Origin of the sequence: Actinophytocola gossypii (assembly GCF_025165815.1) — a bacterium.
GTDB lineage: Bacteria > Actinomycetota > Actinomycetes > Mycobacteriales > Pseudonocardiaceae > Actinophytocola > Actinophytocola gossypii.
Window position 1 is genome coordinate 40,771 of sequence record NZ_JAFFZE010000005.1, and the last position, 11,885, is coordinate 52,655.

Consider the following 11,885-nt stretch of genomic DNA (forward strand, 5'->3'; position numbering starts at 1 on the left):
CGGTATCAGGTCGGCCACCTGGACCGCTGGTACTTCAACGCTTCCTGGCCTTCCAACTCCTGCGTCGAGTTGTTGATTCGCACGAGGAACTTCGGCTTCTTGTCGCCTTTGAGTGGTGTTGTCGCGAACACTGGCGTGGCGGACGGACCGACATCGATCCGGGCCACGGTGCCCTCGTCGAACTGGCCCATCTGGACGCTCAACTCCGCCGCGCTGGCCTTGCCGAGGGTTCGGGCGACCACCTCGGTGAGCCAGAGCTCCCAACCGTCCTGGTCGCGCTTCGAGACGAACGGGAAGTCCTCCTCGATTCCGACTACGCCGCCCTGGTCGTTCACGCCGACGAGCAGCGTGCCGCCGTGTGCGTTCATGAACCCGGCGATGGTCTTGACCACGCCCCATTCGATGGCCGGGTCCTTTTCGCCGGTGGCCAGGTTCTTTCGCCCGGTTGACTTGAACTCGGCGACCTTGCTCTCCTGGGCGTCGATCACCGCCTGGATGCTCGACCGGACGTGCTCGGCACCCAGCCTGCTGTCGGCGTACGGGCTCTCGGACCGGTCGGCGGTGCGGTTGACCGGCTTCCCCATCGCTTCCGCGATCTGTTTGAGGAGTCGTTCGAAACGGGTGTTGAAGAACGCCGCGAAGTCGTCGCGGCGCAGGGCGACCGAGTCGATGTCGTGTGAGCGCAGGATCGCGTCCAGGTCCGCCGGTTCGATGCGCTCGTTGCTCTCCAGCCGCGCCAGGTACTTGCTCGGCGCGCTGGCGCCCATCCGCCGGATGGTGTGCGCGTCGATCGCGGTCTTGTTGACCACACAGTTCGCGATTCGGTCCGCGACACCGTTGGTCGCGCACCATCGCTGCGGGAAGATGTGGTGAATGTCGATGGCGTCGTCGAAGTAGGCGTGGATGTCGATCGTGTTGCCCGTGCGGAAGTCGCGCCCGCCCCGCTTCATCTGCAGCGCGTAGATTCCCTTGTACGCGGCACTGTTGCGGGTGCGCAGGGTCAGTAGGCGCTGTGCCTGGAACTGCGCCTCACGCACAGTTCGCGGCTCGTCCTCCGCGTTGAGCACCCACGCGGTCACGTCCTGCAGGTCGATCGCGAACCGGGTCTCCGTGGAACCGCCGTACATCTCGCCGAACACCCCGCACCAGTACCACTGCCGCAGCATCTGGTGAATACCGTGCCCGTCCGCCTGCTCGCCGAGCACGGCGAAGATCGCGGCGAGCGGCACGAGTTGGGTCGCGTACGGGAGGTCGGGAGCCTTGTAGATGTGTTCGGCGTGCAGGAACCGGACGACCCTGCTGAGCGCCTCGGTGGCCTGGTCGGCCCACTTTCGGTAGTCCTCCAACCGAAGGTTGAGGATGTCTCGGCGCTTGCAGGACACGGCGGGTGGCTTGTCGTCGCCGGGCTTGTCGGCGAGGTGGCGCCGTCGACGGTCGAACGTCGAGAGCAGGGCCAGGATCTGGAGGAAGTAGGTGGCTTCGAACCGTTCGAGCAGGGTGTGCTCGGTCAGGCGGGCCGATCGTTCGTCCCAGTCCGTGCGCAGGTTGAAGTCGTCGGCCGCGTAGGTCGCGGTGAGCAGTTCGAACACGGTGAGGGACACGCCCCCGGTGTTGACCTTCTCGAAGACCTGGCAGACCGCCTCCTTGGGCGTGGACTTCGCCAACTCGATCGTCGGCACCTGGTACCGCTCGAACGCGTTGATCACGCCTTCCTGGAAGCGGCGCCACTTGCCGAACCGCTCTTCCAGCGTCCCAGGACCGTGCTCGAGGTAGGTGAACTGCCACGCGCCCTTGGCCTCGGAGTCGAAGACGATGCCGAGCGGGAACATCTCGCTCGCGACCTGCTTGTCCCTGGTCGACACGTCCGTCGTGGTCTCGCCGAGAAACGTTCGCGCCACGCCGCCCTCGGGAACACTGACGATCGCGTCCTCCGGATCCTGGTTGGGATCCAGGCACTTGTTGATGTCGGCGAAGTACACCCTGGAGAGCTTGTTCCGCCGGTCGTCCCGCGTGGGAACCGGATTTCCCGACCGGAGCGCGAGATAGAGCGAGGTCATTCGCTGCTGGCCGTCCAGCAGCAGGACCTCGGGCTCGACGGTTCTCGCGAGGTCGACCCCCTCCAGCGGCCGCGGCCGGAACCGGACGTCGGGGTTCCCGGTGCGCAGCGTCATAACGGCGCCGATCGGGTAGGACAGCGAGATCGAGACGAGCAGACTCTTGATGTGGTTGTCGTCCCAGACCCAACCGCGCTGGAAGTCAGGCAGTTGCAGGCTTCCGCTTCTGGCCTGGTCCAACAGTTGGCCGAGCGGAACCTCGTCGCTGGTGAACTTCTTCTCCACGGATTCTCCAGGTAGGTGGAACAGAATGCCTCGTCCGGCTTTCTCCTCCATCGTCCCCGGGCGCCCACCAGTTACGGGAAGGCCGCCAGCCAGCCGCGCACATGGATGCGGCCGGCTACGGGCGTGGTGTCTCTGCTCTACCGGCTGACGTGCCGCAGTAGTGCGGTCAGACCGGCGCGGGTTCCCGTCAACACGGTTGCGTCCGGATTCTTGCTGTCGCGCAAGGCGAACCGGTCGCCGTCCAGCAGCGCGGCCTCCACGCAGTTGCCGCCGCCGGTGCCTCCGCTGCCGGAGAAGCTGCTTTTGCGCCAGACGAGGGTCATGGAAATCCTTCCGGGTTTTGTCCTACCCGCAAGTCTCCCCGGCGGCCTTGATGGCGTCCAGCGACTCGGCGGGGGACAGTGCGCGTTCGGTAAGGATGCCCCACCGTTGCAGCAGTTCTCGCACGTGCTCACGATCCTCGATGTACATCGATCCGCCCTGTCCTTCCGCGTAGCCGAAGTCGGGGATCGGGTCGGGCAGGGTGAGGATCGTGAACGGACCGTCCAGAGCTGGGGTCGCGCCGGCCGAGCGGGGAAGCACCTGAATGGTGATGTGCCTGGCCTCGGCCGCGTCGACCAGTCTCGCAATCTGGCCACGCATCACCGACGGCGTGCCAACGGGCGTGCTGAGCACCGTCTCGGCGAGGATCACGTGGTACTTCAGCGGCTTCGGCCGGTTGAGGACTCGCTGGCGGGCCATGCGAGCGAGCACCCGGCGTTCGGTCAGTTCGAAGTCCAGTGCGGGGTTGGCTCCGATGATCAGCGCCCTGGTGTAGTCCGGCGTCTGAAGTAGGCCAGGCACGACCTGTGTCTCTATCTGGCGGGCGGCGAGCAGGGTGGCTTCGACGTGGAGTAGCTGCTGGAAGTCCTCCGGCAGGTCCTTGCGGATCGCCAGCCAGTAGCCGCGCTTGTCCGCCCGTTCGGACAGGCCCATGATCCACTCGCGGGTGTTCGCGTCGGTCACCTCGTAGGCGTCGAGCAGCCGCTCCACGTCGAACGACTTCACGCCCTGTTGCCGCGTCTCGATCCGGCTGATCTTCGACGTTGACCACTTGCCGCCGATCTTCGCCAGCCGCTCGACCACCTCCTCCATCGTCAACCCGTGCTGTTCCCGCAGCTGGCGCAGCGTCTCGGTGAGCTGCCAGCGCCGCACGGTCGCCGTCACGACCCACTCGTTCTCGTCAGGCATCGCTACCCCCGTTCGAGTGGAAAATGGGATTCCCACTTTTCAGTCCAAGGTCTGATGAGCGACCGTAGTTTACGGCAGGTGATGGTTCGAACACGGGATGTGGCATGAGCGAGTTGACAGCGATGTGCGGCGAGGACGAGTTCGCCGAGCTGATGAAGGAACTGATCGACGAGGAGGCGCCTCGGCTGTTCGCCGTGGTTCAGGAGCTCGGCGAACGAGTTGACGGCCGGATAGCCGCGTGGGGCATGGCCTTCGCAGACCACGTCGAGGTCATCGCCGACTGCGGCACTCGCCTCAGCCTCCGCGATCCGGACCGCGCCTGCCACCTTCTCAGCCTCGCCCCGGACGTCACTGCCCGGCTGGTCTGGATCACCCCACCGACCCCGGAGTGACTTGTGTCCGCCGACGTCAGTTGGGGCCACTCGGTCCTCGAACCCACCCGAGGACACGTGCGCGATCCGGACACCTACCTGGTCGGCGGCGTGTCGGTCGGCTTCGCGATCTGCGGCGCCTGGCTGGTCGCCGACCTCCCCGACCAGCACGGCACGTTCCCGAGGTGCGCGACCTGCCTCGACCTGCTCGACGAGCGCTCACCATGACCGGTCCGCCGCTCGGCGACCCCACCTGGCGGCGCGGCTTGTTCACCGCCCGCCATCACGTCGTCATCACCACGGCCGATCGGATGACCTTCCACGGCCTGACGATCGTCTGGTCGCTGTGCGGCCGCGCCACCGTCGACGAACCGAACCCGGTGGGCACCGACCTGTCACCGTGCGACCGCTGTCTGTACCTGACCTGGGACACTCGGTGAAACACCATCTGGTCGTCCGACGACGTATGAGGTCGTGCAGCTCCTGGTTGGCGGGAAAGTCAAGGACAAGCGCCGTGACGCGTGGCTGGCGTCGTTGGCTCATCGTCTCCAGCCGGGCGAGCAGGTCCTGGCTCTCGTACGCAATGGCCTCCTGCGCCCGCTGTGCGACGGCCTGGCAGTCACCAATGCCCGCATCCTCGCCTTCTACGGTGCCGAGGTCGAGTTCAACGGCGCGCGGCTGGAGGTCTTCGCGAGCGACCTCGCCCGGGTCGAGATCGACCTTCGCCGGGGCAGCCATTACCTGGTTGCCCATCGCCGGTCCGGGGACGAACTGGTCCTCGGCTCAGTCGACAAGCAGGACGCCACCGCGGTGCGTCAGATCGCCGAACAGCTGTGCATGACGGGCACTCCGACCGACCTGCAGGGCCCGGTGCTGGCGCAGGTCGCCGAGGTGTCGGTGGGACGGGACCGGTGGGACCAGGTCGAGGTCATCGGCAACGCGCCCAGCGAGGAGGCCTGGCAGACCCTTCGCGACCACGCCACACCGGACGAGGCGCCGTTGTTCGTCATCGGTACTGGGGCAGGTGGCGTATTCGCGGCCTTCACTGACCGCTGCATGATCGTCAAGGTCGGGGCGCTCACCGCGATCACGGCCGACAGCCGCGGCGACGGTCGGGCAACGACCTTTCCCTACGGCGAGATCACCGCCATCGAGTACAAAGCGGGCCTTGCTTCCGGCGTGCTCGAGATCCTGACGCCGGGCCACCGCGGCACCGCCGACGCGAACGACATCTCAACCTTGTCCAACACCCTCCCCCTGTCCACCACGATCTACCGCCAGGTGGCATCGCGACTTGATGAGCTACGGGCCAGGATCACCGAGGCCAAGCGGCTGACAGCGAACGTCCCCGTGTCAGGCCAGAGCACGCTCGTCGACGAACTGGCGAAACTGGCCACCCTGCGTCAGCAGGGGGTCCTCACCGAGGTCGAGTTCGCCGCGGCCAAACAGGTCGTAATCAGCCGTCACGGCAGCGCCTGAACCATGCGCTCCAGGTGCCGTACCAGCTCGACCCGTCCCGCCGGTTCCACTCGCACCTGGTCGTCACTGTCGAACAGCAGGACGAAACGCCCTTCGCTGGTGTCGGTGTACCGCACCGGTCGCGGGTAGCGGTGTCGGCGTCCCAGTTCGTCCCGTTTCGCCACCGACAGCTCCCCGTGTCCGGTCGTTGGCAACGCGGCGAGCCGCTGCGCGTCCCGCACCTCCGGCCCGGCCCGCCGGACTCCGACCCCGGCCGGCGTGCGCTGCCGCCCGTCGCGCCGGGTCGCTCGCACCTCGGCCGGGGACACCGTCAACGCCCCGCCCCGTCCGGCCGGCATGTCCGGTGTTTGCGCGACGAGTCGTTCCGCGAGCCGGGTGGAGTTGACGGAGGTCAGCCAGATCGTGGAGCCCGGCTGGTTCACGGCGAGCACGGCTTCCTTGCCGATTCTTCCGGCGAGCACTCCGATGGTCTGCTCGTCGTGTGCGATCCAGCCGTAGTACTCGACCCGCGGCCTGCACAGCACGGTGAGCGATCCGGCGACTTCCCGTTCGAGCTTGCCGTGGCGGTCCCGCCACCCCAGCTCGGTGAGCATGTCGTGTCCCTGCCGGCGTAGCGCGTCCTGCCCGGCAGGCGGCAGCCATAGGGCTTCCGGAGCGAGTGTCTTGTGCAGTTCGCCGAGGTTCGCGTCCGTGACCAGCCACGCCAGTAGCGACGCCGGCACCCGAACCGGCGCTGGCAGCACCATGTCAGTCGTCCTCGTCGCCGATCGTTGGCGGCGCGGTGAGGACGTCGGTGTCGAACAACTCGTCCGGGTCACCGCCTTCCAGCCACTCCGGCCGCTTGTGCTCGGTGTCCTCGCCGTCGCGGCCCCGGCCCGAAGCCCCCATCGGGAACCCGCCCGCCGTCGCGCCGCCTCGCCCGGCCGCCGCCAGTGGCCCGGCTGCTGGCCCTGACCGTGTGCCCGAACCATGGGGCTCCGCCCCGACACCAGCGGCCGGTCCTCCCGGCACCGCACCGCTACGCGCTCCGAAGCCGCTACCGGGGCCGCCACTGCCGAACCCGCGACCGCCGAATCCACCGCGTGGTGAACTCGGGGCGCCATCCGGTCCCGTCGCGACGACACCCAGGCCAGGCGCCGGTCCACCGGTCGTTGCACCGGGCACCCGAGCCGCTCCGGGCTCCGCCGGGGAAACCGGTTGACCGGGCACGAACGTCTCCGGCGTGGTGGTGCCACCGGGTACGGCGGCCCTCCCCGGTGTGGCGCTGCCCGCGTGCGACGTGCCGGCGTCGGGGGCGTCCGGGACCGCATGCCCAGGACCGTCGACTGACGCGCCAACGGGCGTGGGGTTGCCCCCACCCATGCGCGGACCGGTGCTCCCACCAAATCCTCTGCTGCCGACCTCGGTGTCGGCGGCAGAGCCGGCTGAACCCGTTGTGGTTCCTTCGGCGGCGATCCCGATCCCGATCCCGGTCAAGTCGTCGCTCAGGGTGCCGTAGCTGCCCGGCAGGTTGGTGATGTTGTACGCGGACGCGCCGGAGTAGCCGTTCATCACGTCCACGTTGTTCTGCGCCGCCACACTGTGCTCGTCGACCTGCTGTTCGTGGTCGAACACGGCCCCAGGGATGACGAGAACCTGCATCGGATTTTCCAGCTTCGGCTTCGGTGGCACGGGCACCACCCGTCCCTTCGCCTCACTGAACGACCCCGCCTGTCGCCCGGTCAGATCCTGGGCTGTGGACAGCGCCATGCTGGCCTGTTCGTGCTCGGCGGCCAGTGGCTCCGCTCCCCGTCGGGCGAACCCCGCCGCCTGCCCCTGCCAGGCCGACTCCATCCGACCGGCCAACCGCCGAATCTGTTTGGCCCGTGTGCTGTAGGTCTTGGCGATGCTGCTCACCATGTCGGCGCCGCCAGTGAGCCCAGCCGGCCCTTTGCCTTCCTGGAAGTTCCGGTAGATGGCGTCGCCACTCATGCCGAACATCAGCGGGCCTCTTGAATCGTCGTCAACGCCGCCGCCGCCACCTGCTTGGCCCGATCGCAGGAACCGGACGCGTCCAATTGGCCTCCTTCGGTGGCTCGAAAGGCCAGGGTGTCGCTGATTCCCACGTACACGGTGCACATGCCCGATGAACGAAGGTCTGGACTGTTGGCGAACACGGCGGGATACTGGTCCACCTCGACCGGCCGGAAGTCTTCGAACTGCTCGCGACCGCGATAGATGTCGGACAAACCGTCCTTGTTGCCCGTGATGAAGCCGACGCCTATCGTGCTGCCGAGTTCTGCTGCAGCGTGCCAGACACAGAACGGGCCGGATCGTTCCGCCACGGAACCCGTGGTTTCCGGGATTCCTGGCCTGGTGACGTCGAATGCTGCTAGCTGCGTCTGAGTGAGAACGGCGCACGGATCGGCGAGAAACCGGCTCGCATCCAACGGGTTCTCGACCTCGGGGTCGGTCGAAGGGTCCGTCGTTCGACTCTCTTCTGCTCGGCCGGAGGAAGTTTGTGGAATAGGAGTGCCGTCCGCGTCCGTAGAGCACGCTGTGCCGGCAAGAGTTACGAACGCCAGGCTCAAAGCCGGAAGGATGCGGGACTTTACTACATCATTCCACATCGATTTCTCGCATTCGTACAGCGCCCGACTCGTCGTCCGAGGAATACTGTTTCTTGGTGGCGGTCAGCTTCTCTATATAAGCTCGAGCGTATGCGCTCATGTTCGCGTTATGTGTGATTGCCTTGTCCAATGAATGATTCATGGCGGCTGGCTGGAGATCGCTCATGATGTCCTTGGCGGGCGGCTCGATGAGGCTCTGCGCTTGGACAAGCACCTGCCTGTCGAACTCGATGTCGTCGCGGATCATGGTCCATTCCTTGATGACATGGTCCAGTTCCTCCAGCGAAGCGAAGAAGTAGCCGCCGCCAGAGATGGCCTCGCCGGCTCTGCCCAGTACGTGGTCGTCCGTCACCCCATACCTCCCCAGGTCGGGCAAATCCTACTGTTCGTGTTCCCCTCAGCACTCGGCGCACCTGAGGGTACGACGGAACTCCCTGATCGAGGACCGCTTCGCGCAGACTCACCCGTCCGGAGGACGGCGGCACTGTGTCGGTGTGGCTGGCTGCGCCGGTGACCAGGTTGATAGCCGTCGCTTGGGGGAGGACCGAGACCGCGCCTGTTCGCCGTCGTCGGCGGACGATCCCGACAGCTGGATAGCTACGTCGGGCGTCGCCTTCGCCGATCGTGTTGAGATGACCGCGGAGTGCGGCTCACTGGCATCGAAGTGACCGTGTGGGCGTAAGTCAGCTGGGGTGTGCGGTGCTGGCGGACGAGCGGAGGCACGGGTTTCGGTCGCCAGCCGAGATCGTGCCGGTGCCACTTCCGTGACTACCAGCTTGGCGGGCGTGGCCACTAGGGTGGGATCGTGCCTGGACGGGAGCCGACGCCTGAGGACGGCCCCCTGTTTCGATCGGCTCATGAGCACGCGGACGCCGTCGACCGGGCGGGGCCGGGTGCTGAGCGTCGGAAGGCTTGGACCCGCTTCATCCCGTCCGCTCTGGTCGCCCTCGCCGAGGGGTTCCTCCGCGAGGCGATGATCACGGGTGCGGTGCTGTTCTCGGTCATCGCCGCCGTGATCGGCGCGACCTCGGGTGAGGTGGCCTGGGCGGTCGCCTGTGTGGCCTCGGGGGTGGTCGGTGTCGTGCTCGTCCTGGTCGCGGTGGCACGACACTGGTCGTTCGGGCGCCAGTGGGCCGTGCTCCTCGGTGTACTCGCGCTTCAGGTCGCGCTGATGGTCACCTTCTGGCAAACAAGTTAGTCGTTTTCGCGTTCCGCACCTGTGGCGTCGCTCGCCGTGACATGCTCGCCGAGTCCCATCGAAGGCGGGTATGAGGGGGAGCTCATGGCGGACTTCACGGTGGAACTCAGTGACCTGCGGGGTTGGGCTGACCAGGTCGAGCGAGGTTCTGGCGACCTGGAGGCGGCCCACGGCTATGCCACCAGCAACATCGCCGACGCCGACTTCGGCCGGATCCTCGAGCTGATCACCGACGACTACCAGGCACTTCTCACCGCCTTCCACACCGTTCTCCAGGCCGACGCCGCCGGCCTCGACCGCGCGATGTCGGCACTCGACGCCAGCGCCGACACCTACCAGGCGGCGGACGACCGCTCCCGGAACCGGTTGACGGAAATAGACGGTCAGACCGCCGACATCACCGACGACGGGGCCGCGAACGGGTTCACGGACCAGGCCGCGGCCGCCGCCAAGCTGACGCCACCGACCGATGGTGGCGAAACGCTTCCCGAGGTGTCCTTCGGCTGGATCCTCGACAAGGTGTGTGAACTCGTGGTCTGGGTCGGCGGCCCTGATCCGCGCGAGTACGTCACCCAGTGGATCGCCGGCGACGTGGCGAAGGCGTCGCGCCAGGTTTCCGCCTGGGAACATGTCGCCGACTGCGTCGACGCGGTCGACGTCAATCTCGACTCGGGTCGCGCCGCGATCACCCGCACCTGGACCGGCGCCGCGTCCACCGCCTCGGCCTCCCACATGGACCTGTGGAGCACCTGCCTGACCGAACAGAGTTCGGCCATGCGGCAGGTCGCCGCCCATCTTCGGGACGCCGTCGACCAGGCGGTCAAGATGGCCCAGGTTGTCGTCGACATCATCAAGACGGTGATCAGCCTGGTCTCCGCCGCGCTCAGCAACGCCGCGATTCCCGCCTACGGCCAGTGGAAGCTGATCAAGACCGTCAAGAGGCGATCACCATGATCAACAGTGCGCGCAAGGTCATCATGGTCTTCTGGAACGCACTCAACATGGTCAAGGCGCTCTTCATCGCCGCGATCAGCACCTTCAGTGCGGAATCGCTGCCGCCGGCGCCTTCGGCGCAGGTCCCGGCGTGACCGGTGACTTCTCCGGCCTCGCGGACGACTTTCGCGCTGCCGCCGCCGAACTCGATCGGGTAGTCGCCCAGGCCAGGCAGGACCTGGCTCGCTTTCGACGTGAGAACCAGCCCACGCAGGCGGAGCTGCGACAGCTGCAGGACGCGGCGCTGCGGGGAGAGCTCGGCTTCGACATGGAAGAGCTGGCACGCCGGGTCGACGAAGGCCGAGACGACTGGAGCGCGATCTTCTCCGGCGAGTCACCCAACTCGGTCCTGCTGCGTGGGCTGCTCACCCGGGTGATCGACGAGAACCGGGAGGCAGCCCGCACCGCGATCGAAGATGATCCCGACTTCGACCCGTTCCCACCGCCCGAGGACCTGTGATGGGGGTTTGCCAGCGTCGGGCGGCGGCAAACCTCACCGAACACGACCTGAGGAGGCCGCAATGGCGACCGTCGAGCTGACTACGGAGAACTTCTCCGACGTGGTCGGCAACGAGGGCACGGTGCTGATCGACTTCTGGGCCGCCTGGTGCGGGCCGTGTCGGAGTTTCGCGCCGGTGTTCGAGAAGGCGTCCGACGACCACGGGGACATCACCTTCGGCAAGGTGGACACGGAGGATCAGACCGAGATCGCGCAGGCGTTCGGGATCTCCTCCATCCCGACGCTGATGGCGGTGCGGGACGGGGTCGTGCTGTACGCGCAGCCGGGGGCCCTGCCGGCACCGGCGCTGGAGGAGCTGATCGGCAAGGTGCGGGACGTGGACATGAACGAGATCCGCGCCGCCATCGAGGCGGAGCAGGACAACGCCTGACGTTTCAACACGCCTGGTCGGCGGAAACCTTCATCCAGCAGAAGGAGGTGGCACGACGATGCCAGCGTCACAGGAACTGCCCAGCACACTGCAACGGTCCTCGAAGAAGGCCCAGCGCACCTGGAGCAAGGCCCACGACTCCGCCGTCGAGACCTACGGCGAGGGCCAGCGCGCCCACCGCACCGCGTTCGCCGCGCTCAAGCACAGCTTCGAGAAGGTCGGCGACCACTGGGAGGCCAAGGACAGCAAGGGCCCCTCGGACAAGCAGGCGAAGCGACGCACGGCCAAGCAGGGCAACACCGCCGGCGGGGTGGACGCCAACGCCTCCAAGCAGCACCTCTACGACCGGGCCAAGCAGCTCGACGTCCGCGGCCGCTCCTCGATGAACAAGCAGGAGCTGGTCAAGGCCATCGAGAAGGCCAACAACCGCAAGACCGCCAAGGCCCGGAGCTGACCATGACCGACCCCCGCTCCGAGCAGGACGGCGACCTGGAGCTGGACGCCGAGCCCCCGTACGAGGACCCGCGCGCCTGGCGCGACCACGACCCGGACCTGGCCGAGAACGCCGACCCCGACCCGGCCGAGCAGCTCACCGTGCCGGGCGGGGGCGGCGAACCCGGCGACACCGAGCCCACCGCGATCGCCGAGGAGTACGACCCGGCCTACCCCGGTGGCCCGGAACAGGACGCCGTCCGCGTGGACGAGGAGTGAACCGGGCCGAGGACGGCCACCATGGTGGGGATCGTCAGCATGATCAGGATCGCGCCCAGGACGTC

The 11,885-nt window shown here is 67.2% G+C and carries 18 protein-coding genes; 11 read left to right on the forward strand and 7 right to left on the reverse strand.

Annotated elements, in window-relative coordinates; all coding sequences use genetic code 11:
• Positions 1-5: 5 nt before the first annotated feature.
• The 3 genes from JT362_RS04445 to JT362_RS04455 form a co-directional block, all read right to left on the reverse strand.
• Entirely contained in the window at positions 6-2,339 is a 2,334-nt protein-coding gene (locus JT362_RS04445) for a GmrSD restriction endonuclease domain-containing protein (RefSeq protein ID WP_260189720.1), read from the reverse strand.
• Positions 2,340-2,476: 137 nt separating this feature from the next.
• Positions 2,477-2,662: a DUF397 domain-containing protein gene (locus tag JT362_RS04450; RefSeq protein WP_260189721.1), complete on the reverse strand. Its 186-nt coding sequence runs from the start codon at positions 2,660-2,662 to the stop codon at positions 2,477-2,479.
• A gap of 22 nt (positions 2,663-2,684) precedes the next feature.
• On the reverse strand, positions 2,685-3,569 hold the full coding sequence (locus JT362_RS04455) for a helix-turn-helix domain-containing protein (RefSeq protein ID WP_260189722.1): 885 nt from the start codon (positions 3,567-3,569) through the stop codon (positions 2,685-2,687).
• A gap of 104 nt (positions 3,570-3,673) precedes the next feature.
• On the opposite strand from JT362_RS04455, the gene JT362_RS04460 reads away from it, so the two are divergent.
• The 4 genes from JT362_RS04460 to JT362_RS04475 are packed head-to-tail and all read left to right on the forward strand — an operon-like array spanning position 3,674 to position 5,419.
• Positions 3,674-3,961: a hypothetical protein gene (locus tag JT362_RS04460; RefSeq protein WP_260189723.1), complete on the forward strand. Its 288-nt coding sequence runs from the start codon at positions 3,674-3,676 to the stop codon at positions 3,959-3,961.
• A 3-nt stretch (positions 3,962-3,964) separates the two neighbouring features.
• Positions 3,965-4,168 carry a hypothetical protein gene (locus JT362_RS04465; protein WP_260189724.1) on the forward strand — a complete coding sequence of 68 codons (204 nt, stop codon included), beginning with the start codon at positions 3,965-3,967 and terminating at the stop codon, positions 4,166-4,168.
• Positions 4,165-4,380 (forward strand): hypothetical protein, encoded by a 216-nt coding sequence (locus tag JT362_RS04470; RefSeq protein WP_260189725.1) that lies wholly within the window; start codon positions 4,165-4,167, stop codon positions 4,378-4,380. The genes JT362_RS04465 and JT362_RS04470 overlap by 4 nt, the downstream gene beginning before the upstream one ends.
• Before the next feature lie 34 nt (positions 4,381-4,414).
• On the forward strand, positions 4,415-5,419 hold the full coding sequence (locus JT362_RS04475) for an SHOCT domain-containing protein (RefSeq protein ID WP_260189726.1): 1,005 nt from the start codon (positions 4,415-4,417) through the stop codon (positions 5,417-5,419).
• On the opposite strand, the gene JT362_RS04480 is transcribed toward JT362_RS04475, so the two are convergent.
• Genes JT362_RS04480 through JT362_RS04495 form a run of 4 tightly spaced genes read right to left on the reverse strand, consistent with a single transcriptional unit; the run spans position 5,404 to position 8,380 of the window.
• The gene (locus tag JT362_RS04480; protein WP_260189727.1) at positions 5,404-6,165 is read right to left on the reverse strand and encodes an ESX secretion-associated protein EspG; all 762 of its coding nucleotides are present in this window, start codon (positions 6,163-6,165) and stop codon (positions 5,404-5,406) included. The two genes, JT362_RS04475 and JT362_RS04480, sit on opposite strands and share 16 nt — an antisense overlap.
• Position 6,166: 1 nt before the next feature.
• The gene (locus JT362_RS04485) at positions 6,167-7,390 is read right to left on the reverse strand and encodes a hypothetical protein (protein ID WP_260189728.1); all 1,224 of its coding nucleotides are present in this window, start codon (positions 7,388-7,390) and stop codon (positions 6,167-6,169) included.
• 8 nt (positions 7,391-7,398) lie between these two features.
• Complete coding sequence (locus tag JT362_RS04490; protein ID WP_260189729.1) at positions 7,399-7,989, reverse strand: DUF3558 domain-containing protein; 591 nt, start codon at positions 7,987-7,989, stop codon at positions 7,399-7,401.
• A 28-nt stretch (positions 7,990-8,017) separates the two neighbouring features.
• Positions 8,018-8,380 (reverse strand): hypothetical protein, encoded by a 363-nt coding sequence (locus JT362_RS04495; protein ID WP_260189730.1) that lies wholly within the window; start codon positions 8,378-8,380, stop codon positions 8,018-8,020.
• 453 nt (positions 8,381-8,833) lie between these two features.
• Here JT362_RS04495 and JT362_RS04500 point away from each other — a divergent pair, with 453 nt between their 5' ends.
• The 7 genes from JT362_RS04500 to JT362_RS04530 all read left to right on the forward strand — a co-directional run bounded on the left by JT362_RS04500 (position 8,834) and on the right by JT362_RS04530 (position 11,820).
• Positions 8,834-9,226: a hypothetical protein gene (locus JT362_RS04500; RefSeq protein ID WP_260189731.1), complete on the forward strand. Its 393-nt coding sequence runs from the start codon at positions 8,834-8,836 to the stop codon at positions 9,224-9,226.
• A gap of 21 nt (positions 9,227-9,247) precedes the next feature.
• Entirely contained in the window at positions 9,248-10,180 is a 933-nt protein-coding gene (locus JT362_RS04505) for a hypothetical protein (RefSeq protein ID WP_260189732.1), read from the forward strand.
• Complete coding sequence (locus JT362_RS04510; protein WP_260189733.1) at positions 10,177-10,314, forward strand: hypothetical protein; 138 nt, start codon at positions 10,177-10,179, stop codon at positions 10,312-10,314. The genes JT362_RS04505 and JT362_RS04510 overlap by 4 nt, the downstream gene beginning before the upstream one ends.
• Positions 10,311-10,679: a hypothetical protein gene (locus JT362_RS04515; protein ID WP_260189734.1), complete on the forward strand. Its 369-nt coding sequence runs from the start codon at positions 10,311-10,313 to the stop codon at positions 10,677-10,679. Before JT362_RS04510 ends, JT362_RS04515 begins: the two co-directional genes overlap by 4 nt.
• Positions 10,680-10,740: 61 nt before the next feature.
• A complete protein-coding gene (gene trxA / locus JT362_RS04520) occupies positions 10,741-11,109 on the forward strand; it encodes a thioredoxin (protein WP_260189735.1) in 369 nt (122 codons plus the stop codon).
• A 58-nt stretch (positions 11,110-11,167) separates the two neighbouring features.
• Positions 11,168-11,563, forward strand: a complete 396-nt coding sequence (locus JT362_RS04525) for a ChaB family protein (protein WP_260189736.1) — start codon at positions 11,168-11,170, stop codon at positions 11,561-11,563.
• 2 nt (positions 11,564-11,565) lie between these two features.
• Positions 11,566-11,820: a hypothetical protein gene (locus JT362_RS04530; RefSeq protein ID WP_260189737.1), complete on the forward strand. Its 255-nt coding sequence runs from the start codon at positions 11,566-11,568 to the stop codon at positions 11,818-11,820.
• Positions 11,821-11,885: the final 65 nt, after the last annotated feature.